The following is a 26,208-nucleotide window of genomic DNA, read 5'->3' as shown; positions in this document are numbered from 1 at the left end:
GTCAGCCTAATCCTGCGCCGGGCCCGCCGCGGCGCAGGTCGCGACGAGCGCCGCCAGCGCTCTCGGCTGTTCCAGGTGCACGGCGTGGGCGGCGCCGGGCACCGCGCGGACCGCGGTGCCGAGGAATGCCGCCAGCCGCCCGACCGACCGGTGCCGCGCCGCCGGCGACCGCTCCCCCACGGTGAGCACGATCCGGGCGGCGGCCGCACCGACGGGACGGGGTTCGAAGCCACGGAACATCGCCAGCTCCGAGGCCACCGTCGCGGCGGGCGCACGGGTGTGGCGCGGCGTCCAGCGCGGACCGTAGAGCGTCGCGCCGAAGCCTGCGACGCCGCCCCGCTCGAAGGCGTCCGCGACCGGTGCCAGCAACCCGGGCGCCAGCGATCCCGCCGCGGGCTCGTGCAACACCGCCCCGCGCAGGGGTACGCCGCGCGCGGCGAGTTCGAGTCCGAGGGTGGCGCCACCGCTCACACCCACGACGAAGGCATCGGCGCACATCGGTGCCAGACAGCCGATTTCGGTATCCATGTCACCGGACTGCGGACGATCGGGGCACACGGTGTCCCAGTCCGCCGGCAGGGCCGCCACGGTATCCGTCCACACCGTGGAGTCGGTGGCGGCGCCGTGGATCAGGACTACGCGCATGCGCCCGCGGTCACCGCGCCCAGCGCGGCGAGCAGATCCGCGGAGGTGGCCACGGCGCCGAAGATGCCGCCCTGCATGGTCACCATGCTCAGGGCCGCCTCGTGGTGGCGCGGGTCGGTGGCGCCGGTGCAGTCCGACAGCACCAGGCATTCGTAGCCGCGGTCGTTGGCCTCGCGCATCGTGGTGTGCACGCAGACGTCGGTGGTGATGCCGGTCAGGATCAGATGGGTGATGCCCGCGGTGCGTAACAGCAGATCCAGATCGGTGGCGTAGAACGCGCCCTTGCCCGGTTTGTCGACGATCGGCTCACCCGGGCGTGGCGCCACCTCGGGCACGATCTCCCAGCCCGGTTCGCCCCGCACCAGGATGCGGCCGCACGGACCCCGCGACCCGATCTCGGCGCCCATCCGCGCCGAGCGCCACCGCTTGTTCGCGGGCAGATCACTGAGATCGCCGCGATGTCCTTCGCGGGTGTGCACCACGGTCATACCGGCGTCGCGCGCGGCCGCCAGCACGCGGGCGGTGGGTTCGAGTCCGGCCCGGGTCAGCGACAGGTCGTAGCCCATCCGGTCGACATAACCACCGGGACCGCAGAAATCGGTCTGCCAGTCGATCAGCAGCAGGGCGGTTCGTGCCGGGTCGATGGCGCCGTCGTAGGGCCACGGATAAGGGTTGGCGAGCAGTTGCGGGAAGGTCATGCGACGGTCTCCTCGGTGGTCGATCGATCGGTCGGAATATGAGCCAGGGCGCAGATCAGCGCCGCCACCGCGAAGCCCACGACGGCGTCGGACAGCCACGGCGCGGTGTAGTGGGTCAGCAGTGCGGCGCCCGCGCCCGCGATCCAGCCGGCGAACGGAGCGCGCCGCACCGACGCGCCGATATCGCTCGGCCGCAACCGGATTCGCGGCATGATCAGCTGATCGACGATGATCACCGCGCCGATCGGCGGGACGATCACGCCCAGCAGATTCAGCCACTGCTCGAAGTAGGTCCAGATCCCGGCCACCGCGGCCACGATGCCGATCGCGCCCAGCACCGGGGTGAACATCCGCATGCGGCGCCCGGTCAGCTGGCTCCAGCCGACCGCGCCGTTGTACAGGCAGTGCGCGCAGACCGAGCCCAGGTTCACGAAGACGAAGACCACCGCCAGCGGCACCAGCAGTCCGCCCCCGTCGATCAGCAGGCCCAGAAAGTTGCCGCCGTCGGTACCCGGATCGGTCGCACCGCCGCAGGCCACGACCAGCCCGCCGATCAGCAGTGCGATGGAATTGGCGACCGGGAAGGCCGCGAAGGCCGCCAGCGCACCCGCACGCCCGGACCGCGACCAGCGGGTGAAATCGGCTGTCATGGTGCCGGAATCGATGAACGACGCGATGACCAGGGTGACCGCCGCACCGAAACTCAGTGCCGCCGAACCCGCTTGGCCGGGATAGGACAGCGGGTCGACGGGACCGTTGCGGGCGGCGAGGTGGATCGCCACCCCGCCGAGCACGACATACAGTGGCGCGGCGATGATTCCGATCACCGACAGTGCGCGGATGCCGAGTGTGGTCAGCAGCACGAAACCCAGCCCGGCAGCCAGTGTGGTGAGCTGTTCGTGCCAGCCCAGCCGATCGTGCAGGATCGATCCGGCCATTCCGGTCTGGAAGGCGAACCAGCCGATGACGACGGTGGCCAGGAATGCCGCCGGGACCGCCGCGCCGCGACGGCCGAACGTCCGCGCGGCGGTCTGCGCGAAGTTCTCGCCGGTGCGCCCGGCCAGCACACTCAGGGAACCGACATAGAGCATCAGGCACAGGTTGCCCACCGCGATGGCCGCGATCCCACGCCAGAATCCGAGTGAGTACACGATGAGTCCGCCGAAGATGGCGCAGGTCAGCACCATCGGGAAGCCCGCCCAGACCGCTGCCACCGCACCGAGCCCGCGCCGATGGCCGGCCGGCACCGGGGTGTTCTCGAATTCCTCCGCACCTCGGTCGATTTCGCGGTTTTCGGTCAGTGTTGTCATGGCATGCCGTCCTCGTCCGGGCGCGGGAGTTCATAGATGATCGCGATGCTGCCGCCGCCGGGCGGGCCCTGATGTTCGGCTCCACCGGAGACGTACACCGCACCGTCGCCTTTGAGCGCCGACAGCAATCCGCCGACGGCGGCGCGGGCGTGCCGGGTGGAGTGGAGATCGGAGTCCGTCGACATGGTGTGGCGCAGACCGCGAACCGTGCCGGACGGATCGGCCTCGGCCTTGGCGAAGATCTGCCGGACGGCGCCACCCTGTGCGCGGATCCGATCCAGCAGTGCGGTGACCGCGGCCAGATCGAGGGCGTCGGCCATCGAACCGTGTACGGCGCGTAGCGGATTCGATACCGCCGCACTCTCCGCGATCAGCATGATGTGGCAGTCCGCGAGCTCGGCGCCGGCGCTGGTGGAGGCGCGCGCGGAGTGGACCGGTTCGGCACCGGCCAGGGCACGCAGCGCCCGCGGCCGGTCGCATTCCCCCAGCGCGGCCGCCACCCCCAGCGCGCTCGCCGCTCGCGATCGGGCCATCGATTCGTAGGTGTCGGTGCAGACCGGAACCTCGCCCCGCGAACGGATCTCGGCGATCTTGTCCGAGGTCAGCAGCGGGCATTTGACCACGACCAGATGGATGTCGCCGGGGCTCACCCCGAGTTCGGCGCGCAGCGTGCCGACGGTTTCGGTGACCGCGTCCAGCTGCGCCTCGCGGCCGATCTCGTGTGGTTGCAGGACACGGGTGCGACCGGCCGCGGCGACCAGGCCGCGGTCGAATCCGGGATGGTCGCGCTCATCGCGGACGAACAGGTTGACGTGTGGACTGAGCACGCCTTCGGTACCGCCGGAGAAAACGGTCACCGCACCGGCCGGCAGCCTCGGTTCCCACACCGCCGCGGACAGACCGCGACTGAAGTCGTTGACGCATCCGTTGCCCTCCGTCTTACCGATCACGGCGACGATGTCCTCGGGTGCGCAACCCTTGTCGGCGAGAACCGTGCGCAGCGGCCCGAGATCACCCGGGTCGGTGGTCGTGAGGGTGAACAACGCTATCGAGGTCATACCCGTGCCTCTTCTGCTCGTGCCGCGGTGACCGGCGCGGCCCGGCGGCGCAATCTGGGCGCCCGGATGTGATGGAAGATCAGATTCAGCACGAACGCGACCAGCACCGTGCTGGTGATCGCACCGCCGAGGACGATGCGCACCGCGGCCGGCAGTCCCTCGTAGACCTGCGGTGACACGATGGGAACCATGCCGATGCCCACCGCGAGGGAGACGATCAGGAGGTTGTCGTCACGCCCGAGGTCGGCACGCGCCAGGGTGGCGATCCCGACCCCGGCGACGGTGGCGAACATGACCAGGCTCACCGCGCCGATGACGGCTCCGGGCAGACTCGCCACCACCTCCCCCATCTTCGGTACCAGCCCGAGCAGCACCAGCAGCACACCGGCGACCACCGCGGCGGCTCGGCTCAGCACGCCGGTGAGCCGCACCAGGCTCACGTTCTGCGCGAAGACGGTGTCCGGGAACGAGTTCAGACATCCCGCGATCGCCGCCGACACCCCGTCGGCCGCCAGGCCGCGGGCCAGCCGCCCGGAATCCATCGGCTCCGCGGCGTAGTCCGACACCGCCAGCAGATACGCGGTGGATTCGGCGAACACCACCAGCATCACCAGGCACATCGACACGATGCCCGCGATCGGGAATTCGGGTGCGCCGAACCGGAAGGGGTTGGGCAGCCCGAGCCAGCCCGCGGCACCCACACCGCCGAAATCGGTCAGTGAGCACGCCGCCGCCACGGCGGTGCCGCCCACCAGGGCGATCAGCACCGCCGACTGGGCGAAAAACCCTCGCCCGTAACGCATCAGCGCCACGATCACCACGATGACGCCGACCGCGAGCGCGAGCCGGGTGCCGTCCGGCGGCCGGCCCTCGAAGATCATGGTGACGGCATTGCCGATCAGCGACAGCCCGATCATGGTCACCGCGGCGCCGCGCACGATGGGCGGGAAGAAGCGCAGCAATCGCGCGAACGGCACCGCGACCAGGATTCCGAAGATTCCCGCCGCGATCATGGCGCCGTACACCGCGGACAATCCGTACTGCTGACCGATCAGGATCATCGGGTTCACCGCGGTGAAGGACGCGCCGGCGACCACCGGGAGCCGCACACCCAGCAGCTTCCCGATTCCCGCGGCCTGCACGACGGTGATCACACCGGCGACCAGCAGATCCGCGTTCACCAGGACCGCGATGGTGGATTTGTCCAGTCCGACCGCGGCGCCGAAGACCAGTGGCACCGCGACACATCCGGTGTACATCACCAGAACGTGCTGGATGCCGAACAGCACTGTGCGCCAGGCGGACAGACGCCCGGAGGATGGCGCGACCGGATCCGCCCCGGACGCACGAGCGAGCACTGACATGGGAGCTACCTCCGAAGAACGGCGACTACTCCCAAAGTTGTATACAAAACCTGTTACCCGGTCGGGTCGTGAACTTTTCCGACGTGTTACGGCCAGGAATTACTCAGGTTTTCGTATACAAACTAGCGATCGACGGTCGCACTGCTCTCCGGCTCCCGGACGTCCAGCCGGGCGAGCAGCTGCTCGTCCTTGGCAATGTGCTCGGCCATCAGGTACCCCGCCTGCACCGGCGATCCGGCCAGGATGGCACGCGCGATCGCGGCGTGATCACTCCACGAGTCGTCGGTGCGCTCGTCGAGATATTGGTCGAAGATCCAGGACACCCGGTCGAGTATCTGCCCGAGCAGCAGCCCCAGCTGATGATTGCCGGCCGCGTCCGCGACCAGGGTGTGGAACCGCAGGATCAGCGACGGCAACTCCGGATGCGCGCGCGTCGTGGTGGCCGACCGTCCCAGCTCGACGACACGAGCCAGCTCATCGGCCACCGCACCGCCACGCCGTTCGGCCGCCAGCTGGGCGGCCAGCACCTCGAGCCCGCGCCGCACCTGGATCAGCTCCAGGGCGGCCGAACCCGAGGTCGCCGACACGGTGGCGCCGCGATAGCGCACCAGTGTGACGAAGCCTTCGCTCTGCAACTGCGACAACGCTTCCCGCACGGGTACCCGTGACACGCCGAAGCGCTGGGCCAGTTCTTCCTCGCGCAGCCGGTCACCGGGTGCGAGGCGACCGGTCAGGATCTGCTCACGCACCGACCGCACGATCACCTCACGCGGCGCTGCCTCGGGAGAATTGCGGGCGTCGGACACATCCCAGAGCCTAAGCGCTGCGATCAGGGTTCGACGGCCCGCGCCACGAATACCGGTAGCCGAGGACGGGCTCTTCGCACACCGAACAGCGCACGAGGGAGAATCCATCGCAGGAGGAAGGAGATGCCCGTGAACACCTACACCCACGGTCACCACGAGTCGGTCCTGCGGTCGCACCGGCAGCGCACCGCGGCCAATTCCGCCGGCTATCTGCTGCCGCACCTCGAGCCGGCCGCGACGCTGCTCGATATCGGCGCGGGCCCCGGCACCATCACCGTCGATCTCGCGACCCGGGTGGCGCGGGTGACCGCGACCGAGATCGGAGAACCCGAACTCGCGCTGTCACGTGAGCTGGCCACCGCCCGGGGTATCGACACGATCGAGTTCAGCGTGCAGGACGTGCACCGGCTCACCTTCGCCGACGACTCCTTCGATATCGTCCATGCCCATCAGGTGCTGCAACATGTCGCCGATCCCGTTGTGGCACTGCGGGAAATGGCGCGCGTCACGCGACCGGGCGGGATCGTCGCCGCCCGCGACGCCGATTACGCCGGCTTCGTCTGGTGGCCGCCGCTGCCCGAACTCGACGAATGGCTGCGCCTGTATCGCACCGCCGCACGCGCCAATGGTGGCGAACCCGACGCCGGACGCCGGCTGCTGTCGTGGGCGCATGCCGCGGGGCTGACCGATGTCACCGCCGGCTCGTCGACCTGGTCTTACGCCACACCCGAGGAACGCGTCGAATGGGGTGACATGTGGGCCGAGCGGATCACCGGCTCCGCGCTGGCTCGCCAGCTCACCGACTCCGGCGCGGCCACCACCGACGACCTCACGCGTATCGCCCGCGCCTGGCGTTCCTGGGCGCGTGACGCGGACGGCTGGTTGTCGATTCCGCACGGCGAGATCCTGATCCGGATCCCCGGCGCGCGATCGGATTCGGAGGCAGCAGTCAGCGGCCGGTAGGGTTCGCACGGCCACTTTCCGACACAGGAGGACCCGTATGACCGAGCAGCCGGGCGACGGACAGCGCGCACCCCAACGTGAATCGCAACCTGACCGCAAGCCCAGCCACGCGCTACCCGACGGCGCCGAGCGCCACCCGCTGATCGACCTGAGCCGCGATCCGAATCCCGGGATAGCCGACCACGCCCGCCCCGACGACGAATAGCGCTGCCGGGTGCGGGTGGTGCTTCACGCCCAGCCGCACCCCGGCGTCCGTCACGGCTCGAGTGCGGCGATGGCGGCCCGGAGTTTGGCCCCCGCGACCTCGGCCACCGGCTCCAGCCCCGCGTCACCGGTGACCTGAACCATCACCTGCGGATCCATCGCCTCGACGATGACGGTGGCGGCGTCGGACCGATCGCGGCGCACGACCACGTTGCACGGCAACAGCAGTCCGATCTGCCGGTCGACCCCGACCGCCTGATGGGCCAGCGGCGGATTGCAGGCACCGAGGATGCGGTAGTCCTCCATATCGGCGCCGAGTTTGGCCTTCAACGTGGCGGTCATGTCGATTTCGGTGAGGATGCCGAAGCCTTCCGCGGCCAGTGCGGCGCGGGTCCGCTCGACGGCCTCGTCGAACATCTCGGTGTGCAGGGTGGTGGAAATGGCCAGGGTCATGGTGACGCTTCCTTCCGTCGCGATGGTCGATGGGTCAGGGTCTCGGCGTCGTTCACGCCAGGGCGAGAAACAACTTCTCGAGTTCGGCTTCGGTCATCGGTTCGCCGTCCTCGGCGCCCTCGCCGGTGAGGCATTCGCGCAGGCCCGTGGCGACGATCTTGAATCCGGCGCGGTCCAGGGCCCGCGAGACCGCCGCGAGCTGGGTGACGACGTCCTTGCAGTCGCGGCCCTGCTCGATCATCGTGATCACACCGCCGAGCTGTCCCTGCGCGCGGCGCAGCCGGTTGAGCACCAGCGCGATCGTCTCCTCGTTGCCCACCATGACCGTGTTCCTCTCTGTCGTTGACTCCAGGATACCCCCCTGGGTATATAGCGGCCTATGACGTCAGTCATGCGCGAAGCTGATCGACGGCAGTATCCGGCGCAGCCATCGCGGCGACCACCAGGCCCGATGCCCGCCCAGCCGCAACAGGACCGGCAACAGCACCAGTCGCACCACGGCGGCGTCGAGCAGCACCGCGACACCGAGGATCACGCCCATCTCCTTCGGCGGCAGCGGATCGGCGAGTGCGAAGGTGAAGAACACCGCGACCATCACCGCCGCGGCCGCGAAGATCACCCGGCCGGAATGGGCCAGCCCGTCGACCAGCGCCCGGCTCGGATCACCGGTGCGCTCGTAGTGCTCCTTGGCCGTGGCCAGCAGGAACACCGTGTAGTCCATGGCGATCGCGAAGATCATCGCGAAGAAGAACACCGGCCCCCAGCCGTCGAGGAAACCCTGTGGAGTGAAGCCGAGCAGTCCGGCACCGTGTCCGTCCTGGAAGATCAGTTTCGCCACTCCGAACGCCGCGGCGGTCGACAGCAGGCTCACCACGGTGCCCAGCGCCGCGATCACCGGCGCCTGCAGCGCCACCAGCAGCAGTGCGAATCCCAGGATCAGGATGATCGCCACGATGATCGGGAAGTAGTGGTTCAGGGCCTGCTGCAGATCGAGATTCTCCACCGCGGCGCCGCCCACGAACGCATCGCCCGGCAGCCGGTCGCGCAGTTCGCCGACGATCGCGCCCATTCGCGCATCGGAGGGATCGACCTGCGGCAGCGCCTGCATCATGACCAGGCCACTGCCGTCACCGGCCGCTGCCGGCGGAGTAACCATCGAGATACCGTCCACGGCCGCCGCGGTGCGCGCGACGTCGGCGGATTCGGCTGCGGGAGCGATGATCTGAAGCATGCCGGGCGCGCCCTCACCCAACTGCGCCTGGACCAGTTCATAGCCTTGGCGCACCGGTGCGTCCGAGGGAACGACCCGAATCGAGGGCATCGCGACCTTCAGACCGGCCACGGGGGCGGCCAGTACGCCGAGCACCAGCAGCGCGGCGATCGCGAACGGCCACGGCCGGTCGTGCAACAGCCGCCCCCACGCCGCGAAGCGCGGTGAGCGATGCCGCGCCTGCCTGGCCCACGGCAGCGATCCGGCATTGATCCGGCCACCCAGCGCACCCAGTGCGGCCGGCAGCAGCGTCATCGTCGCCGCCAGGACGAATGCCACCGCGAACATGATCCCGACCGCCATCGTGCGCACCGCCGGGGCGGGCACGATCAGCACCGCCGACAGACTCACCAGGACGGTGAGCCCGGACAGCACGACGGCCTTGCCCGCCGTGCTCATCGTCTCGGCCACCGCCGCGCGGGCATTCGGCGCACCGGACAGCGCACCGCGGAAGCGCGCGACCATGAACAGGGCGTAGTCGATACCGAGCGCCAGGGCGAACATCATCGCGAAGTTCATGGCCCACACCGAGATCGGGGTCAGGTGATCGAGCAGCACCAGCCCGCCGGCCGAGGCGACCAGCCCCGCGAGGGTCAGCAGCAACGGCAGTCCCGCGGCGACGAGCGAGCCGAAGGCCAGCACCATGATCGCCAGCGTCACCGGCCACGAGAACATCTCGGCCTTCATCATCGCGTCGTGGTTGGCCTTGTTGAAATCGCTCCACAACGCCGAGGCACCGGTCGGATACACCTCGATCCCGTTACCGGACAACGCGGTCAGGGCGGCCTTGTGGTCGTCGACCGCGCGCACCATGTCGTCGGCCGAGGCGTGAGCACCGGCGATGAGGATGCCGGTGTGCCCGTCCGGGCTGATCGACATCCCCGGCTGCGGTGGCACGACCGCGCCGAACCGGGAGTCGCCGGCGAAGACGGCGCCGATATCGGCGAGGACCGATCCGATCGCGGGACCGTCCACGGTCTCGGTATCGGAATGAACCACCACCTGTACCGCGGCCGAGGAGTTTCCGCCGAAGTGCTGTTCGGCCAGTTCCCGTACCCGCACCGAATCGGAACCGTTCGCCTGCCATCCCGCACCCGCGAGTGAGCCGAACACGCTGGGCGCGGCCGCACCGAGCCCCACCAGTAGCACCAGCCACACCCCGAAGACGATCCGGGCATGCCCCGCCATCGCGGCGCCCAGTCTGCCCAGCACACCGCCGCCCGCGGGCGAGGCGACCGGTCGCGCCGCCACCTGTGAGTCGGTCATGAGTTCTCCGTTCCAATACCCCCTGGGGTATCTATCCACGACCGCGAACATACCCCAGGGGGTATATCGGCAGGCAGGAATGTGAGGAGGTACACGAGCGCGGAATAATCGACTCATCGACTACGAAAGGACCGGACATGCATCCATTCCGTGCCGCGATAGAAGCCCGCGACGAGGACGCCATGGCGGCAGCACTGGCCGACGATGTGGTGTTCACCAGCCCGGTGGCGTTCAAGCCCTACCCGGGTAAGCCCATCACCGCGGCCATCCTGCGCGCGGTCGTCCGGGTCTTCGAGAACTTCCGCTACATCCGCGAGATCGCCGACCCGAACGGCCGCGACCATGCCCTGATCTTCGAGGCCACCGTCGACGGCAAACAGCTGACCGGCTGCGATTTCCTGCACATGAACGCCGACGGCCTGATCGACGACTTCATGGTGATGGTGCGGCCGTTGTCGGCCGCGCAGGCGCTCGCGGCCCGGATGGGCGAACAGTTCGAGCGCATTCGGGCAGAGGCCGCTGCGGAGATCGCTCAGCAGGCCTGAGCGACTCGCGCCGCCCCGGTGCGTCCGTGGCCGCTACCCGTGCACCGGGAATGTCACCGGTAGCGAGCTGAGGGCGCGATGGAACGGGCCTGGACGCCACTCGCGCTCGCCGACCGGGCGCATATCGGGCAGCACGTCGAGGATCTGATCGATGGCTTCCTGAGCGACCATGTAGGCCAACGACGGTGCGGGGCAGGCGTGTTGGCCGGCACCGAAGGCGAGGTGGGACCGGTTGCCGACAAGGTCGGCGGTCCGGATCGAGGGATCGTTGTTGGCGGCCGCGATACTGATCACCACGGGCTGATCCGCGGGTAGCCAGACATCGTCGATGAACATCGGCTGACGCGGGAAGGTGATCAGGTAGTTGGCCAGCGGCGGATCGTTGAACAGCAGTTCGTCGAGCGCGTCCCGGGTCGACAGACTTCCGCCGAGGACGGACCCACCGAACCGATCCTCGGTCAGAATCAGCAGCAGGGTGTTGACGATCAGGTTCACCTGCAACTCGATACCGGCGCCGAACAGCGTGATCAGATGGTGGACCGCCTCCTCGTCGGTCAATGCCGTCTCGTGCCGCAGCATCTTCGAGGTCACATCGTTGCCGGGTTCGGCCCGTTTGAGCGCGATCAGCTTGTACATCGCTTCGCTGATCATCTGGTTGCCCTTGTCGGCGTCGATACCGTCGAACATCGCCAGCATCCCGTTGGCCATCATCTCGCCGATGTCCGGCGGGCAACCGACCAGCGCACAGCACACCTGGAACGTCAGCGGAAACGCGTACTGACTCACCAGGTCCGCCTTGCCCTCATTGCGGAAACCGTCGATCAGGGGCAGCGCGATCTGCCCGACGATGGCATGCATGCCGTAGAGATCCACATTTTCGATGCTGCCGACGATGGCCGCGCGGTAGCGCGCGAATTCCGGACCCGCGTTGCGGCTGCCGGTCGGCCGCCATTCCATCAGCGGAAGCACTGGGCAGTCCGCCGGAACCGTGTGCTGCCAGCGGCGCGGATCGGCGGAGAAGTGATCGGGATCGTTGAGGATACGCAAGGCGGTGCGGTATCCGATCACCAGCGTGGCGGGTACGCCGGGTGACAGTTCCACCGGCACCAGGTTGCGGAACCGATCGCGCATCTCCCCATAGACGTGGTGCGGGTCGGCCGCGAATTCCGTTGTGTACAAATTCATCCGCGGCCCGTCGAACCCGTCCGGCGAGCCGGACGAGACCGGGCACCGCGATGGCTGTGCCGGAATCCTGGGTGCGTTCAAGACAACTCCAAACTGCCGTCCGACCTGGTCCGCCGCATCCTCGAAACAACCGACCCCGGGGCGTCGGACTCAAACTCCCGGCGTAGGTTTCTACTGCTACGAGAACTGAAAAATGTACCGACAGTACGGTTCACCGCATGGCACGGTCACGCTCGGTCGGTTGATGTCCCGGTGGAGCTTACAAAAAATGGGCCCAGACGGCATGCCCGGTATCGTCACGAATGAAACCTGCCGCACACGACACCGGGGCGACTCTCCCGAAACACGTTGCGGAAGAAGTACTTACGCACCAGGTCGGGTGGATTTCCGGCGTCGATGCGCCCCCTCCGATGCGGAATCGGCGCGACCGCGCCCGGCAGGGTCGGGTGACGCGAAAGTGACTATGTCTCAACGAATCACACGACCCCGCCGGGCACAGGGTGCGGGCGGTGACACTCGCGGCGTCGCCGCGCTCGGCGAGCTATCGCGCCGGCGCCCGGCAGCTCACGCGCTACGGCCCGCGCCGGCGGGAACGACGGCCTCGGCGCCGCGATGCGGATAGGTCGGATACTCGATACCCGAGATGTACTGCACCGTACGAACAACCTGGGACGAGTAGCCGAATTCGTTGTCGTACCAGACATAGAGGATCGCGGTGTCGCCGTCGACGATCGCCGCATTGGCATCGATGATCGACGCGGCCCGTGATCCGATGAAATCGCTGGACACCGCATCCGTCGCGGCCGTGTAGTCGAGGTTGCGACTCAGCGGGCCCGAAAGCGACATCTGCCGCAGATAGGCCAGGACCTCGTCCTTGGTGCTCTCCCGTCGCAGTTGCAGATTGAGGATCGCCACCGACACGTCGGGGGTGGGGACGCGAATCGAATTGCCGGTGATCTTCGCCTTGAAATCGGGCATCGCCTTGGCGACCGCCGAGGCCGCACCCGTCTCGGTGAGAACGAGGTTGAACGGCGCGGACCGGCCACGACGATCGGCCGGGTGGTAGTTGTCGAGCAGGTTCTGGTCGTTGGTGAACGAATGCACCGTCTCGACGTGGCCGCGGACGATGCCGAATTCGTCGTCCATCGCCTTGAGCGGGGGCACGATCGCATTGGTCGTGCAGGAGGCGCAGGAGAAGATCTGCTGCGACAGATCCAGATCGCGGTGGTTGACGCCGTGCACGATATTCGGCACATCACCCTTACCGGGAGCGGTGAGCAGCACCTTCGAGATTCCGGGCCGCAGGTGCTGGGACAGGCCGTCGCGGTCGCGCCACTTTCCGGTGTTGTCGATCAGGATCGCATCGCGGATGCCGTACTCCGTGTAGTCGATCGCGGCCGGATCGTCGCTGTAGATGAACCGCACGACGTTACCGTTCGCGGTGATCGTGTCGGTGTCGGTGTCGACCTTGATCGTCCCTTGGAAGTGACCGTGTACCGAATCCCGGCGCAGCAGCGAGGCCCGCTTGGCCAGATCACCGTCACCGCCGCGGCGCACCACGACCGCGCGCAGATTCAGTCCGTTACCGGATCCGACCTTCTCGATGAGCAGGCGAGCGACCAGCCGGCCGATCCGGCCGAATCCGTAGAGCACGACGTCCCGGGGCTGCGGTGGAGTGGCCTCGGCACCGTTGATCACCTCGGCCAGGACCTCGGTGGTGAACTCGCGAATCGACAGACCGCGAGAATCACCGCGGTGGGCGGTGACCAACTGTCCCAGATCGATCTTGCAGGGACCCAGATCCAGTTCGCCGAGCGCCTGCAGGAACGGCAGCGTCTGGTCCACCGACAGCTCGTCGCCCTCGATCTGACGGGCGAACCGATGGGTGCGCAGAATGCTGATCACCGACTTGTTCACCAGTGACCGGCTGTGCAGCAGGATCGTCACCCCTTTCCCCCGGTACAGCGTGCCGATGATCGGAATCATCGCCTCCGCGGCAGCTTCTCGAGCATTCCAGCGGTCGAGTTGTTCGGTAGTCACCACAGATCCTCGGATTCTTCTGTAGGGGTCGCTCCCTTGATGCTATGAGGGCCCGGATATCACCGCGGCCCCGCTCTCACCTGTGAGATCTCGTGGACCGGCGATACCGGGAGCCGGACCACTGCCAACTGATCGCGCGAGGATCACAGCGGTGCCGCGCGCCACCAATCGACCAGGTCGTTCTCGGAGTGATTGTCCCAGGTGGAGAAGATCGAGCATCGGCCGCGTGCCGCATCGCCGAAAGACAGCGACACCGCCGGCTCGGCGCGTGGTCCGGCCTGCCCGTGCCAGACGGTCGTCACTCCCGACGGGCGCGTGAAAAGATCGATGACGGCCGCCCCGGGGCTGGGCGGTACCGGTGATCGTCCGTCCTGCCGGCAATAGATGCTCAGGGACGGAGCATCCGGAGCCGGATCGTCACCGCCACACCGCACCACACCCGCATGGGTTTGCGGGCACGTGATTCCCCGATATCCCTGCAGCGATGTCACGGTCCGTTCAGTGCCCGCCGGCGTCGGCGCGGAGGGCAACAACACCGTGAACATGTCGACGATCCACTGCACGTCACCCCACTCGGACGTGGCGCCGAGGTGCGGAGTCGTCACGGGTGCCGAGGCGGTGACGTCGTCGGTGGACCGGCCGGAGCGGTCGGCCAGGGTCACCACCACCACTCCACCGCCGAGGGCCAGGAGGGCCGCCACCACCGCGACGGCGATATCGAACGGTCGATCACCGTAGTGGAAGGCGGGCTTGCCGGTCCCCGCGGCGGGTTGCGCCCACGCGGCTTGCCCTGCGGCCCACCCCGGCGACATCGCGGCCCCGGGGTTGCGCAGACGGTACTCCTGCGCCTGTTGCACTCTGATGATCACCGCGCCCAGACAGAATGCCGATATCGCGAAGGCACCGACACCGATCATCTCCGCCACCACGAAACCCCACCCACCCACCGGGCGCGTGCCGTAGACGACGACATCGCCGGTTCGCTCGGTCCACGGGCGCGGGGCGCTCAGCCGTAGCGAGAGCAGGGTTGCGGCCCATCCGGCCAGCAGCGCCCACCACCATCCCGTCACCAGTGCGTCCCCGGGACCGCCCCGTAGCTCCTCCGCACAGGCGGGGGTTCGAGGATCACTCGCGCGCACGACATCCGTCAGAATCGTATGCGGGAACCACACATTCACCACCGGGCAGAACCAGCCACCGATCACCCAGCCGATGGGAAGTCGATGCGGCGCGGCACAGAGCGCCTCGGCATTGCGTCGAGCGCGCCACATCCACACGATGACCGCGACGGCCGCTCCGAGCAGGAACAACCATGCGACCTGGCCCGCCCAGGAATCCGATGACCAGTCCTGCGGCAGTTCTTGCGGTTCCTCGGGGCTGCGTTCGACACCCGCGTAGCCGACCCCGTCGATGACCGCACTGATCAACAACATGACAACTGTGCCGCCCACCAACGCGATCGCCGCGAAACCCCATGCCCCCAGCGGACGTGGTCCACTCCCGTAGCCCGTGAACGCGGGCGGTTGTACCGACATGACAGAAATCATCCCTTTCGCTACCCGGCAATGACGGCCGTTGTGCCGCGATCGGTCGACTGCCGCCATCGATGTCGACTGCCCCGAGCTCCGAAACGTTGGTTTCCGCACAACAGTTTTCACTCTGCCGCCGAAAAATTCGCGATCGCGGACGAAGTACCCAACCTTTTGCCGTTCCCGGCGGTTGATCCCTGCGAACACCCCATTCGTCGAGGAGGAACGTCATGAACCACTACCCCGCCGCATCGAGTCACGCCGCCGAGCAGCCGGCTGCCGCCCCCAGTGGCGGCACCGCCATCACGGCCGGAGTACTCGCCTGCCTCGGTGGTGCGCACCGGCTGCTGAGCATTCTCGTGCTCATCGCCGGGATCGTACTGCTGAGCGATCTCGACGCCGAAGGCGAAACCGACGCGACGACAACACTGTTCGCGATATCGATCCCGGTCTTCCTGATCGTCGGCGCACTGCTGCTGACCGGCGGCATCCAGATGCTTCGCCGGAAGACGCCGGGCCGCGGGCTCATCGTCGCCGGGTGCGCGGCCGACATCGCCTACAGTGTCATCGAACTCGTGGTGGTGGAGGCCGTGGCGGGAGCCAACGACTACACCGTGCTCGGCAGCCCGGTCTTTGTCCTGCTCACCACGGTGTTCCCGATCCTCACGATCGTCTTCACCCAGGTGGCCCCGACCACGCGGTGGCTCGGCGCGCACGCGGCACCGGCATCACCGTCGGCATAGGATGCCCACAGACGACAGGAAGCCGGAATCCATGAGTGCGCCATTCGATCCCGATCGAGCTCGTGATGTCCCACTGGCCGCGCTGCTGCGCGTGGTGCTGCACGAATGTGCGCGGGCTCCGCTCTCGTTGCTCACCGCCGAACCCGGGCCCGCCCTCGTCCGGATCGGGCGCGGCGGTGAGCAGCCCGAGCACGACTTCGCCGAATTGCTGGTCGAGGCATACGAATCCGCGAGCGAGATGCTGCTGGCGCGCGTCGCCCGGCAGACCCGCAGCCGCACCGATGCCGACGACATCGTGCAGACCGCCTTCATGCGGGTCTACGCACGCCGGCCCGACCACATCACCGATGTGGAGGGGCTGCGGAAGTATCTGTGGACCACCGCCGAGAACCTGGTGAAGGATGCGGCCGTGCGGTCGGCGAAGGATCGCGAGCGGCTCGACGCCGACGGGCACGAGCGCCTGTCGGTTCTCGCCGATCACGCCGGTCTTCCCTTCGACGACACGATCGCCATGCGCGACATGCTGATCCGGCTGCTGGACACGCTGCCACCCCGCGAACGCCAGGCGGTGATCGTCTACACCTACGAGGGCAACACCTACAAGGAGACCGCGCGGGCGATGGGGGTGGCGGAGGGCACCGTCAAGGGATACGTCCACGACGGGCTGTCACGCATCCGCGCACAGCTGGGCGGGCAGGTCGCCTAGGTTCTGCTCGCCCCGGCCCCGTCGGTGGGCGCACGCACCCGCGGGTCGGCGGCGACTAGCCTGGCCGGGTGACGATCACCGTGTTGCCTTTCGGGTCCTGGCCGACCTCCATCACCTCCGAAAGTGTCGTCGGCGACGCGGTGCGCCTGGGCGAGGTGCGGGTGGACGGGCCCGATGTGTACTGGTCGGAGGGCCGCCCCGCCGAGGGCGGCCGGACCCAGATCGTGCGCCGCTCCCCCGATGGCACCCGCACCGACCTGTTGCCGGAGGGAATGAACGCGCGCACGGCGGTGCACGAATACGGTGGCGCCGCGTGGTGGGTGCGCGAGGGGGTGCTGTATTTCGTCGACTGGGCCGATCAGCGGCTGTACCGGCTGGAGCGCGACGGTGTGCCGGTCGCGCTGACACCGGAGCCGGCCACGCCACGCGGTGACCGGTATGCCGACGGTGCGTTCGATCCCGGCGGTGCCACGGTCGTGGCGATCCGGGAGCGCCATCCGGCCGCAGGACGCGGCGCGATCGATGTGCGCAACGAGATCGTGCGATTGGCCGCCGATCGGCCGTCGGAGCCCGAAGTGCTGTTCAGCGGAACGGATTTCGTCGCCGCACCACGGCTGAGCCCGGATGGCGGGCTACTCGCCGTCGTCGCGTGGGATCACCCGTCGATGCCGTGGGACGACACCGTCCTGCGGGTGCGCGACCTGAGGACCGGCACGGACACCGTCGTCGCGGGCGGGCCCGGCGAGTCGGTACAGGAACCACGCTGGCGGCCGGACGGCTCGCTGCTGTTCCTGTCCGACCGGGGCGGGTGGTGGAACCTGTACCGGTGGACACCGGGTGGCGGCATCGCGATCGTCATCGCGGTCGATGCCGAAATCGGTGTCCCCGCATGGCAACTGGGTTCGGCCCGCTACGCGCTCCTCGGCGATGGCGGCATCGTGTTCGCCCGCTGGCGCGACGGCTACGACGGCTTGGCGCTGCGCCGCCCGGACGGTTCGGTGGCCGATCTGGACCTGCCCTTCTCCACGATCACCGCGGTCGAGCGAGCGGACGAGAGCTCCGTCGTCGTGGTCGCGGGTACCCCCACCGCGGAACCCGGCGTCTATCGCATCACATTCACCGACTCGACCACGGTCGAAACCCTGCGTGCTCCACGCGATCTCGGCCTCGAGGCGACCGACGTCTCGGTTCCCGAGCCGATCTCGTTTCCATCGACGGACCGCACCGGCGCACCGCGCACCGCACACGCGCTGTTCTACCCGCCCGCCGCCGGCGGATACCGCGGCCCCGACGGGGAGCTGCCGCCGCTGCTGGTCATGATCCACGGCGGTCCGACGTCACACGCACTGCCCGTACTCTCCCTGAGCACCCAGTATTGGACCAGCCGCGGAATCGCCGTCGTGGATGTCAACTACGGCGGCTCGACCGGCTACGGTCGCGCCTATCGCGAACTGTTGCACGGCGCCTGGGGCGTGGTCGACGTCGCCGACTGCATCGCCGCGGCCCGATGGCTGGCGGACAGCGGTCGCGTCGATCCACACCGGCTGGCCATCCGGGGCGGATCGGCCGGCGGTTACACGACCCTGGCCGCGCTCGCCCGGACCGATACCCCATTCTCCGCGGGTGCCGACCACTACGGCATCGCCGATCTCGAGGTCCTCGCCGCCGAGACCCACAAATTCGAGAGCCGATATCTCGACCGCCTGATCGGCGAGTACCCGTCCGAGCGCGACCGCTACCGCGAGCGGTCACCGATCCACCATGTCGACCGATTCCGCAGTCCGCTGATCGTGCTCCAGGGCAGCGAGGATGCCGTGGTACCACCCAATCAGTCGCAGATGATCGTCGATGCGCTGCGAGAGCGGCGGATCCCGGTCGCCACCCTTCTCTTCGAGGGTGAGCAGCACGGATTCCGGCGAGCGGAGAACATCCGCAGGGCGCTGGATTCCGAATTGAGCTTCTACGGGCAGATCTTCGGATTCGAATTGCCGCGCGCCGAGGGCATCGAGCCGGTCCCCATCGAGAACCTCCCGAACGGGCGCGGACCGCAGCACAGGTGAGTGCGGCCCCGTACGGGTCCTGCGTCCCGGCGGACGCCGCTACGATCCGAGCGCCACTCGTCCCCCGCGATCCCCGTGGCCCAGGCGCCGTTCCGATTCAGCGAACACCGCGGCAGGGCCTGGCGGTGTCGGCGCCCACCGGCAGAGCGTCCCGTTCGGCCGGGGTGTAGTCGCGGTCGCTGATCGCGCAGAGGCGCTGCAGTATTCCGTCGCGGTCGAGGTTGACCTGGAAGATTCCGGAGTAGGGCTCGCTCTCCATATCGCCGGTCAGATAGAACAGGGTGTCCTCACCGATGATCGCGAATCTGTTCTGGTATCCGGGGAGTTCGAACAGCTTCGCGCCCCGATCGATATCCCAGATCTCCAGCTTTCCCACATCGTCCAGGAGCAGCACACCGTCCGTGCTCAGACCGTGCACTGCCCTTCCCGTCGAAATCCAGTGCGGGAAACGGGATTCCGCGCCGGTGTCCAGATTCCGCTCGATCACACCTCCGGACCGGTCGATCGTGTAGACGACCGGAGTGCCGGGCCGGACGATTTCGGACGAGTAGCTGTATCGCTCGTCGATGCCGATGGGTATGGTGCGCAGGACCCGGCCATCGGCGAGATTCCGGATGACATCCGCGTCTCGATTCGCCACCAGGAACCGGTCGGGGTGTATCGGAACAGAGTTCGCCATCACCCGCTGCTCCACCGACCACCGCAGTTCTTCGAGATCGGTCCACGTCCGCACGCTCGCGCCGACTTGCCGCCAGTCGCCGATGTGGCGGCGAGTCACCGTGCCCGCGTAGTAGAAGGCCAGCTCATCGTCGGCGGATTGCAGGACCGATGTCGGGCCTTTCGGCCGGGCACCGAGTTCCGATGGATAGGGCAACGAAATATGTTGCTCGACAGTCAGATCGGGCAAGGCATAGATGGTGACACCACCCACGCCGTCGGGGAGCACGAAGTGTCGTTCATCGGCTGTCGTCTGCCCGGGGGGGTCCGTCGTACCGAGCACGGCGGGCGCGGGCAGGACGACACGAGCGACTTCCTTGACGGTAGGACTCGTTTCGAATACGCGGATCCCCTGGTCCGGATTCCCTGGGGGCCGGCTCAGCGCCACCAGGTACCGGCCGTGCGGACTCCATACGAAATTCGAGGTTATGCCCGCGGCGAATACGCGCAGACCGGAAAGCGGAGTGGCGGGCTCGAAGCGAAGAAACCCGGTCTTGGTCAGCTGCATCATGTGCGGTCCGCCGACTCCCGGCACGCCCAGGAACACACCGGTGCCCTTCGGGGTGTTACGCGCCTGCGTGGTGTAGATCTTTCCCGTGCCGAGATCGACGAGGTAGACCAGCCGCAGAACCTCGTCGTCGCCGGCTGTGGACCGCACCGCGTATCGCTGACTGGCATCGACATCCCAGTGGCATTTCTCGCTCACCTCGGGCCGATACGCGCCCTCGGTCCGGAATCGCTCGGCCCCGGTGATCGCGTCCGAGACGATCAGGCTGCCGTCGCCACATCCCATGATCAGTCCGGACGCGGTGATCACGCCCTGCGGAAGTTCCCGCAACTGCTGTCCGGTCCGCGCGTCGCGCAGCACATTACGACCGGTGGCCCCGGTGATCTCGTGCATCGCGATCGTGGCGCCGCCCGGGTCGACGAAATTCGGGTACTGCTCGACATTGTCCGGCGGTGGCGGTACGGCCACCCGCACGGGCCGCTCTCCCGCCAGGTCGTACATCTCGAATGCGTCGGTGTGACCGAGCTGGGAGGGCGCCTGCCGCAGATGTTGGCGGTCCAGCCGCACCGCGAGCAGTCGGCCGTTCGGATCCCAGTTGGCGGCAATCGCATTCGCGGTCAGCGGTGCGTTCTCCGGCTCACGCACGACCATGGGGCCGGTGTGCTCGCGGGTCCGCCAGGCGGTGACCGCGCCGAATTCGGTCACCACGGACAGCGCGGCGCCGTTGCGGCTCACCTGCACCGAGGCGACCTTCGCCGGAGAGGGCGGCAGCCGCCAGGAATGCCGCTCGGTGCCGGTGAATCCGGTCCAGACGGTGACATCGTGGTCGTTCTCCGTGACCGCCAGGGTGTCCCCGTCCCCGCTCATCGCCATGGACGACGGGTTCGACCAGAGACCCGACACCTGTGCGGTGGCCGATGCCATGCGCACCTGCTGATTCAGCAGTGCGGTGCGTACCCCGGGGTCGCCGGGCGCGTTGCGGGCCGCGGCCTGCGCGAACTGCAGCGCTCGTTCGGCATCGGAGTCGGCGATCCGCATCGATTCCGCGGCCAGGTCCCGACCGGCCTGCAACCGCAGTTGTTCCGCGCGCGCCTGGCTGCTGCGGTAGGCGACCACCGCCATGGAGGTGGCCACGACCACCAGGACGGTGAGCGTCGCGGCCACGATGCGCAGGCGGCGCACCTCCCGGCCGCGGCGCCGGCGGCTGGCCGTGATGAAGTCCCGATGAGCCGGCGGCACATCGGGTGTGCGGGCCGTCAGGTGATCCTCGGCGGTGTCGAGTGCGGTGCCGCGCAGCAGGGCGTCGTCCTCGCGGCCGCGGTGCTCCCAGTTGTCCAGGCTCTGGGTGAGCTGCTGCTGCCAGGTGCGGAACTCGCGGTCGGCCTGCAGTAGGTGGCGCAGCCGTGCCCAGTTGTCGATGAGCGCCTGATGGGCGAGCTCGACGGTGTCCGCGCCGTCCTGATCGCGGCCGATGACGACCAGGCGATCGAGCGCCAGCCGTCCGACGACCTCCCGGAGTTCGGGATGGTCACGCATGCGCAGCACCGTCCGGACGAATCCGGTGCCGCTGGACGTCGGTATCGCGAGCAGTCCGAGTGCCCGGTGCGCGGCGGCGAGCTCGACCGGATCGGTGAACTGCGCCATGACCTGTTCGGCCCGGCGCGTGATGGAAACCGCCACGCTGCCGACATTCTCGTAGTCGGCGAGGGTGATCCGGCTGCTGGTGCGCCGGGCCCACAGATCCGCCAGCACCGAAGCCAGCAGCGGCAGTCCGCCGGGCTGATCGGCCACCGCGTCGACGAGCCGCTCCACCACCGCGTCGTCGAGGGTGACACCGAGCCGCGCGGCGGGCCGGGCGATCACCTCACGCAGCTGAGACCGGCCCAGCGGTGCGACGGCAACCGTTGCGCCGCCCAGGAATTCGGCGAGATCGGCGTCGAGGAGTTCGTCGAACGCATCCCAGCGCAGGGTGCACACGATCCACAGGCGGCCCTCGGTATCCGCGCGGGTGAGCTCGATCAGTGCTCGCAGCAGAGCCCTGGCCCGATCCGGTGCCGCGGCCGCGAGTTCTTCGAACTGGTCGACGAACAGTATGGCCTGTGCCGGTAGCACTTTCAGCAGTTCCGCGGCGCCGGCATCCGGGGCGCCGGTCGCGCGTTCGGTCAGCCAGTCCGCCACCGGGTCGTCGGCGGTGGCCTCCGAGGTGACCGCCCGTGCGCCGGCCGCATCGCCGCTGAGCCGGAAGGCACTGATCCGCCGTCCCTGATCCCGTACCCGCGGCAGCACACCGGCCCGGACCAGTGAGGACTTACCGGTGCCCGACCGTCCGACCACAGCGGCGAACGAGCGGTTCCGCAGGGTGTCGAGAATTCGCTCGATATCGCCGTCGCGGCCGTAGAAGAACGGGGCATGCTCCTCGTCGAAGGGTTCCATCCCGCGATACGGTGTCGACAGCAGTGCCGGATCCAGGCGCAGCACCTCATCGATCGGGAGCATGAACGCGGTGCGGGTGTAGCGGCGGCCGTCCGCGGCGACCGCCATACCCGCCACCGCGTGCGCCGCGGTATCCCACACCGGGGCACCGCTGAATCCCTCGGTGATCGGCTGCCCGCCCGTCGCCGCCTGCAACTGCACCCAGCCCTGGCTCTGCGCCGCGCGGAATTCACCGGAAACCCAGACGCCGTCGGGCATCTCGGCCGGGAAGCCGAACATCCGGAACTCGCCGCCCCAGGGCTTGGCCGCCGGCCAGAATGGCAGCGGCGCGACGAAATCCGCTGCCGGACCGAGCAACTCCAGAATGGCGATATCGCCGCGGCCGCCGGGACCGATCGGTGACCAGTGCCGGACCCGCGCGCCGACCGGCCCCGCCGTTCCCGGAAAGTACACGAGCACAGCACCTTCGGGCACCGCATCCGCATTCGGGATACCCAGTGCGGTCGACACGACGTGCGCGCAGGTGGCGATCAGATTGGGCCGCAACGGAAATCCGGCACCGACGACCGCGCCGCCCGATGTGAGGATACGTACGGTGGCCCGGCCGAGCCGGTCGATGTCCGGAAACTCTTGCACGAGCGTGAGGCCTCCCCGGGAATGTGCGGCGAGCCTAGCAAAACCGGCACCGACATGCGGGGGAATCCTTACCGGTCACAACAGTTCCCCACAGGTTCGTCAGCGTGACGAACAGTCGAGCTCGAACCATTCACCGACGCCCGGGGTGAGGCTTTCCCTGGCCGTCGCCGCCACCGGAGCTACCAGATGGCGGAGGCGGTCCAGATCGCCGATACCACCATCAGAGCGCCGACCAGAAACAGCGCGGCGGTCCACGTCGTCTCGGACCATGAGCCGGACGCCGGAACAGTGCCCCGCGCCGTGTTCGCCCACGATGCAGGTCCGTGCGCTTCCCGGGCGTGACCGAGATCGATTCCCGGATAGGCGCGAATCATCTCCTCCACATCGGAATAGCGGGTGACATCCGGCAGCGGGTCGACCGTTGCGGGGTCGGCCGTCCAGAGGGCCACCACACGCGCCGCCTCCGCCCGCCAGCCACGGTGGCCCTCGAGTACTCGGCCCTCGAGTGCGATCACGGCGACGACGTCATTCGCCATGGAATATTCGCTGCGCAGCCGCCCCAGATCCCGGAAGCAGTAGACACCGCAGCTGCAGCTCTCAGCCGGCACACGATGCTCGTCCACACGCCGATGCCAGTAAAAATCGCACCGGGCGACACACGTTCCGTCGTGCCAATCCCCCGACCGCGAGTGGACACCGACGGAGCCGAGTTTTCCGCGCAGCACCTGGAACGTCCGCAATCCGTACACACCGACCACGGGTTCGGCATCGAGACCACGGCCGATGTCCGGCTCCGATTCGCCGGCCGGACCGGGCCGCTCGGCGGGCGGTACCGGTTCCACCGGCGTCGGACCGCCGGGAACCACACGCAACACCTCGGCGATCGGGACGACGGTACGCGCACGGTCGGCCGGTCCGCCGTGGCACACCATCGCCATGCCGATCACCCTGCCCGTCACCTCATCGAATACCGGTGCGCCACTGCAGCGATCGGAGCACCGCCGGGCACCGTGACCGACGTGCAGCTCGGGTGTACCCAGCGATGCGACCGTGGGGCCGAACCAGCCGGTCACGGTCTCGATATCGGCTCCGGTATCGGCGGCACACCGCATCTGGAAGCTGTGGCCGGCGGCCGGGTCCGTGCCGTGCGATACCGCGACCGGGGCATACGGCGGCGTGGCTTCGAGTTCGAGTACCGCGATATCCCCGCAGCCACCGGCGTATGCGGGCACCCAGACGCAGACCCGGGCGGTCATCCGGACGCCGGCCTCGCCGGGGAAGTCCACCGCGATCGGCGCATACGGCCGGTGTGGCCGGCACGGATCGGCATCGAGCGCCATCGCGACGGTATGCGCGCAGGTCGCCAGCAGCCGGTGCCCGATCAGGAATCCGGTGCCGACCGGATCACCCGATCGTCCGAGAATCAGCGCAACGGGTGCGGCGTCGGCGAGATCGTCCGACCACATCACCGATCACCCCCGCCCCACCGAGCCCGCTCGCCGCGCGGGCTGCGGACGTGCCGGTTCGGGGCGTGCGGGTGTGCGTTCCGGTTCGACAGGGACCGGCAGGACCGGTCTCGTTTCGGGCACGACCTCGATGCGGCGGCGGATGGGTCCGATATCTCCCATGGCGGTCCCTGCTCTCGTTCCGGGTGGCGCTGTCTCACAACGGAATCAACCGCGCGGCAGCCCGAAAGGTTGGGTCCGCCGCCGGCCACACCATCCGGGTGCTCCACTCACCCTGCCGGCCGTCGCCGCCGCGGCGCACGACCGGCTCTCGGCACACCACCGGTACGCCGTCATCGAAGGGCGCGGGCACCACTGTCCGATATTCGAGGGCACTTGTCTGGACAGCAGTACAGACTATAGTTCGCAGGAGTGGTGCGGCTCGAATGCGCACCTGGGCGAAAGTGGAGTGGACATGGTCGGCACAGTCGGCGATCACGACGACGGTTCGGATCGCCCAGGAACGGATGCCAGCGGCCCGGTTCTGGTGACCGGCGCGTTCGGACTGGTGGGCACCGCGGTGGTGCGGGCACTGAGCGCGGCCGGAATCCCGGTGGTGGCCAGCGATCTCGACATCGCGGCCAACCGCCGTGCCGCCCGCGCCCGCGCGGGGGTCACCGTGCGATGGGCGGATCTGACCGCACCCGATCAGGTCGAGGAACTGCTGGCGGCGGTGCGCCCGAGCGCGATCGTGCATCTGGCCGCGATCATCCCGCCGGTCTGTTATCGACGCCGGCGGTTGGCTCGCGCGGTGAATGTCGATGCCACCGCGACCTTGGTGCATTGCGCCGAGAAGCTCTCGGCGCCACCGCGTTTCGTTCTGGCCTCCAGTATCGCGGTCTACGGTGCGCGCAATCCGCACCGGGACGAGACCCTGCTGACCGCCGATACCCCGCTGCGCCCGTCGGACCTGTACGGCGCGCACAAGGTCGCGGCCGAAGGCCTGGTGCGGGGTTCGAGCCTGGAGTGGGTGATCCTGCGGCTCGGCGGGGTGCTGTCGGTGGAGCCGATGCCCGGCCTGAACTCCGACACACTGTATTTCGAGGCGGCGATCCCGGCCGATGGGCGGATCAACACGGTCGACGTCCGCGACGTCGCCACCGCGATGATCGCGGCGACCACGACCAGGAGCACGAAGGAAGTCTTCCTCATCGGCGGCGATCGATCGCACCGTCTCCGGCAGCGCGATATCGGTTCCTCGGTGGCGTCGGCATCCGGGCTCACCGATGCCATTCCGCCGGGCCGCCCGGGCGATCCGGCCCGCGACGAGGCTTGGTTCGCGACGGACTGGATGGACACCACCCGCTCCCAGGAGGTACTGCGGTTCCAGCGGCATTCGTTCCCCGACATGCTCGCCGAGATCCGTTCCCGGACCGGACTTCTCCGCCATGTCGCGGCACCGGCCGCTCCCCTGCTGCGCTGGTACCTGCGCCGCCTGTCCCCCTATCGCGGAGATTCGCGCGCATTCGCCGACCCGTGGAACGCGATCCGCGCCCGGCTGGGTGATCCGGACCCCGATCTGCTCTGACGGTTTTCCTTCCCGCAAATATCGCTTGCGGCAAAT

Annotated in this window: 21 protein-coding genes; 7 read left to right on the top strand and 14 right to left on the bottom strand. The window is 68.4% G+C overall.

From position 1 onward, the window contains the following. Window positions 1-6 precede the first annotated feature (6 nt). From AB0L57_RS22460 to AB0L57_RS22435, 6 genes are all read right to left on the bottom strand, one after another. On the bottom strand, window positions 7-645 hold the full coding sequence (locus tag AB0L57_RS22460; protein ID WP_364965365.1) for an alpha/beta fold hydrolase: 639 nt from the start codon (window positions 643-645) through the stop codon (window positions 7-9). Further along, entirely contained in the window at window positions 636-1,343 is a 708-nt protein-coding gene (locus tag AB0L57_RS22455; protein WP_364965363.1) for an isochorismatase family cysteine hydrolase, read from the bottom strand. The genes AB0L57_RS22460 and AB0L57_RS22455 overlap by 10 nt, the downstream gene beginning before the upstream one ends. After that, the gene (locus AB0L57_RS22450; protein ID WP_364965360.1) at window positions 1,340-2,653 is read right to left on the bottom strand and encodes a cytosine permease; all 1,314 of its coding nucleotides are present in this window, start codon (window positions 2,651-2,653) and stop codon (window positions 1,340-1,342) included. Before AB0L57_RS22450 ends, AB0L57_RS22455 begins: the two co-directional genes overlap by 4 nt. Next, window positions 2,650-3,711: a ring-opening amidohydrolase gene (locus tag AB0L57_RS22445; RefSeq protein ID WP_364965357.1), complete on the bottom strand. Its 1,062-nt coding sequence runs from the start codon at window positions 3,709-3,711 to the stop codon at window positions 2,650-2,652. The genes AB0L57_RS22450 and AB0L57_RS22445 overlap by 4 nt, the downstream gene beginning before the upstream one ends. Further along, window positions 3,708-5,075, bottom strand: coding sequence for a nucleobase:cation symporter-2 family protein (locus AB0L57_RS22440; protein WP_364965354.1), 1,368 nt, complete (start codon window positions 5,073-5,075; stop codon window positions 3,708-3,710). Before AB0L57_RS22440 ends, AB0L57_RS22445 begins: the two co-directional genes overlap by 4 nt. Before the next feature lie 122 nt (window positions 5,076-5,197). After that, a complete protein-coding gene (locus tag AB0L57_RS22435; RefSeq protein WP_364965352.1) occupies window positions 5,198-5,881 on the bottom strand; it encodes a GntR family transcriptional regulator in 684 nt (227 codons plus the stop codon). A gap of 102 nt (window positions 5,882-5,983) precedes the next feature. Here AB0L57_RS22435 and AB0L57_RS22430 point away from each other — a divergent pair, with 102 nt between their 5' ends. Together AB0L57_RS22430 and AB0L57_RS22425 are read left to right on the top strand one after the other, a co-directional pair. Then, window positions 5,984-6,844, top strand: coding sequence for a methyltransferase domain-containing protein (locus AB0L57_RS22430; RefSeq protein WP_364965816.1), 861 nt, complete (start codon window positions 5,984-5,986; stop codon window positions 6,842-6,844). A 37-nt stretch (window positions 6,845-6,881) separates the two neighbouring features. After that, entirely contained in the window at window positions 6,882-7,049 is a 168-nt protein-coding gene (locus AB0L57_RS22425; RefSeq protein ID WP_364965857.1) for a hypothetical protein, read from the top strand. 50 nt (window positions 7,050-7,099) lie between these two features. Here the strand turns inward: AB0L57_RS22425 and AB0L57_RS22420 are convergent, their stop codons facing one another. The 3 genes from AB0L57_RS22420 to AB0L57_RS22410 all read right to left on the bottom strand — a co-directional run bounded on the left by AB0L57_RS22420 (window position 7,100) and on the right by AB0L57_RS22410 (window position 10,037). Further along, window positions 7,100-7,501, bottom strand: a complete 402-nt coding sequence (locus AB0L57_RS22420; protein WP_364965349.1) for a DUF302 domain-containing protein — start codon at window positions 7,499-7,501, stop codon at window positions 7,100-7,102. A gap of 52 nt (window positions 7,502-7,553) precedes the next feature. Continuing rightward, a complete protein-coding gene (locus AB0L57_RS22415) occupies window positions 7,554-7,823 on the bottom strand; it encodes a metal-sensitive transcriptional regulator (RefSeq protein WP_364965347.1) in 270 nt (89 codons plus the stop codon). Window positions 7,824-7,886: 63 nt separating this feature from the next. Next, entirely contained in the window at window positions 7,887-10,037 is a 2,151-nt protein-coding gene (locus AB0L57_RS22410; protein ID WP_364965345.1) for an MMPL family transporter, read from the bottom strand. Between the two features lie 137 nt (window positions 10,038-10,174). Here AB0L57_RS22410 and AB0L57_RS22405 point away from each other — a divergent pair, with 137 nt between their 5' ends. Next, window positions 10,175-10,582 (top strand): nuclear transport factor 2 family protein, encoded by a 408-nt coding sequence (locus AB0L57_RS22405; protein WP_364965343.1) that lies wholly within the window; start codon window positions 10,175-10,177, stop codon window positions 10,580-10,582. A gap of 33 nt (window positions 10,583-10,615) precedes the next feature. On the opposite strand, the gene AB0L57_RS22400 is transcribed toward AB0L57_RS22405, so the two are convergent. From AB0L57_RS22400 to AB0L57_RS22390, 3 genes are all read right to left on the bottom strand, one after another. Further along, window positions 10,616-11,767: a cytochrome P450 gene (locus AB0L57_RS22400; RefSeq protein ID WP_364965340.1), complete on the bottom strand. Its 1,152-nt coding sequence runs from the start codon at window positions 11,765-11,767 to the stop codon at window positions 10,616-10,618. Window positions 11,768-12,331: 564 nt separating this feature from the next. After that, window positions 12,332-13,807: a glyceraldehyde-3-phosphate dehydrogenase gene (locus AB0L57_RS22395; RefSeq protein WP_364965337.1), complete on the bottom strand. Its 1,476-nt coding sequence runs from the start codon at window positions 13,805-13,807 to the stop codon at window positions 12,332-12,334. A 143-nt stretch (window positions 13,808-13,950) separates the two neighbouring features. After that, window positions 13,951-15,342, bottom strand: coding sequence for a DUF4328 domain-containing protein (locus AB0L57_RS22390; RefSeq protein ID WP_364965336.1), 1,392 nt, complete (start codon window positions 15,340-15,342; stop codon window positions 13,951-13,953). A 224-nt stretch (window positions 15,343-15,566) separates the two neighbouring features. Here AB0L57_RS22390 and AB0L57_RS22385 point away from each other — a divergent pair, with 224 nt between their 5' ends. From AB0L57_RS22385 to AB0L57_RS22375, 3 genes are all read left to right on the top strand, one after another. Then, complete coding sequence (locus AB0L57_RS22385; protein ID WP_364965334.1) at window positions 15,567-16,079, top strand: hypothetical protein; 513 nt, start codon at window positions 15,567-15,569, stop codon at window positions 16,077-16,079. Window positions 16,080-16,110: 31 nt separating this feature from the next. Further along, complete coding sequence (locus AB0L57_RS22380) at window positions 16,111-16,785, top strand: sigma-70 family RNA polymerase sigma factor (RefSeq protein WP_364965332.1); 675 nt, start codon at window positions 16,111-16,113, stop codon at window positions 16,783-16,785. 68 nt (window positions 16,786-16,853) lie between these two features. Beyond that, window positions 16,854-18,845, top strand: coding sequence for a S9 family peptidase (locus AB0L57_RS22375; RefSeq protein WP_364965330.1), 1,992 nt, complete (start codon window positions 16,854-16,856; stop codon window positions 18,843-18,845). A gap of 97 nt (window positions 18,846-18,942) precedes the next feature. Here the strand turns inward: AB0L57_RS22375 and AB0L57_RS22370 are convergent, their stop codons facing one another. Together AB0L57_RS22370 and AB0L57_RS22365 are read right to left on the bottom strand one after the other, a co-directional pair. Next, window positions 18,943-23,139: a serine protease gene (locus AB0L57_RS22370; RefSeq protein ID WP_364965327.1), complete on the bottom strand. Its 4,197-nt coding sequence runs from the start codon at window positions 23,137-23,139 to the stop codon at window positions 18,943-18,945. Between the two features lie 179 nt (window positions 23,140-23,318). After that, a complete protein-coding gene (locus AB0L57_RS22365) occupies window positions 23,319-24,605 on the bottom strand; it encodes a hypothetical protein (RefSeq protein ID WP_364965325.1) in 1,287 nt (428 codons plus the stop codon). 454 nt (window positions 24,606-25,059) lie between these two features. Between AB0L57_RS22365 and AB0L57_RS22360 the strand changes: the two genes are divergently transcribed. Continuing rightward, complete coding sequence (locus AB0L57_RS22360) at window positions 25,060-26,172, top strand: NAD(P)-dependent oxidoreductase (protein WP_364965322.1); 1,113 nt, start codon at window positions 25,060-25,062, stop codon at window positions 26,170-26,172. Window positions 26,173-26,208 lie beyond the last annotated feature (36 nt).

Source organism: Nocardia sp. NPDC052254 (assembly GCF_040679495.1).
Taxonomy (GTDB): domain Bacteria; phylum Actinomycetota; class Actinomycetes; order Mycobacteriales; family Mycobacteriaceae; genus Nocardia.
This window is presented reverse-complemented; position numbering and strand designations above follow the sequence as displayed.

What these genes read in the sequence shown, in the direction of transcription:
- AB0L57_RS22385 (WP_364965334.1), top strand. Translation starts at nt 15,567, where the DNA reads ATGAACCACTACCCCGCCGCATCGAGTCACGCCGCCGAGCAGCCGGCT.
- AB0L57_RS22440 (WP_364965354.1), bottom strand. Translation starts at nt 5,075, where the DNA reads ATGTCAGTGCTCGCTCGTGCGTCCGGGGCGGATCCGGTCGCGCCATCC.
- AB0L57_RS22380 (WP_364965332.1), top strand. Translation starts at nt 16,111, where the DNA reads ATGAGTGCGCCATTCGATCCCGATCGAGCTCGTGATGTCCCACTGGCC.
- AB0L57_RS22365 (WP_364965325.1), bottom strand. Translation starts at nt 24,605, where the DNA reads ATGTGGTCGGACGATCTCGCCGACGCCGCACCCGTTGCGCTGATTCTC.
- AB0L57_RS22405 (WP_364965343.1), top strand. Translation starts at nt 10,175, where the DNA reads ATGCATCCATTCCGTGCCGCGATAGAAGCCCGCGACGAGGACGCCATG.
- AB0L57_RS22460 (WP_364965365.1), bottom strand. Translation starts at nt 645, where the DNA reads ATGCGCGTAGTCCTGATCCACGGCGCCGCCACCGACTCCACGGTGTGG.
- AB0L57_RS22410 (WP_364965345.1), bottom strand. Translation starts at nt 10,037, where the DNA reads ATGACCGACTCACAGGTGGCGGCGCGACCGGTCGCCTCGCCCGCGGGC.
- AB0L57_RS22425 (WP_364965857.1), top strand. Translation starts at nt 6,882, where the DNA reads ATGACCGAGCAGCCGGGCGACGGACAGCGCGCACCCCAACGTGAATCG.
- AB0L57_RS22415 (WP_364965347.1), bottom strand. Translation starts at nt 7,823, where the DNA reads ATGGTGGGCAACGAGGAGACGATCGCGCTGGTGCTCAACCGGCTGCGC.
- AB0L57_RS22420 (WP_364965349.1), bottom strand. Translation starts at nt 7,501, where the DNA reads ATGACCCTGGCCATTTCCACCACCCTGCACACCGAGATGTTCGACGAG.
- AB0L57_RS22445 (WP_364965357.1), bottom strand. Translation starts at nt 3,711, where the DNA reads ATGACCTCGATAGCGTTGTTCACCCTCACGACCACCGACCCGGGTGAT.
- AB0L57_RS22455 (WP_364965363.1), bottom strand. Translation starts at nt 1,343, where the DNA reads ATGACCTTCCCGCAACTGCTCGCCAACCCTTATCCGTGGCCCTACGAC.
- AB0L57_RS22450 (WP_364965360.1), bottom strand. Translation starts at nt 2,653, where the DNA reads ATGACAACACTGACCGAAAACCGCGAAATCGACCGAGGTGCGGAGGAA.
- AB0L57_RS22390 (WP_364965336.1), bottom strand. Translation starts at nt 15,342, where the DNA reads ATGTCGGTACAACCGCCCGCGTTCACGGGCTACGGGAGTGGACCACGT.
- AB0L57_RS22360 (WP_364965322.1), top strand. Translation starts at nt 25,060, where the DNA reads ATGGTCGGCACAGTCGGCGATCACGACGACGGTTCGGATCGCCCAGGA.
- AB0L57_RS22400 (WP_364965340.1), bottom strand. Translation starts at nt 11,767, where the DNA reads ATGAATTTGTACACAACGGAATTCGCGGCCGACCCGCACCACGTCTAT.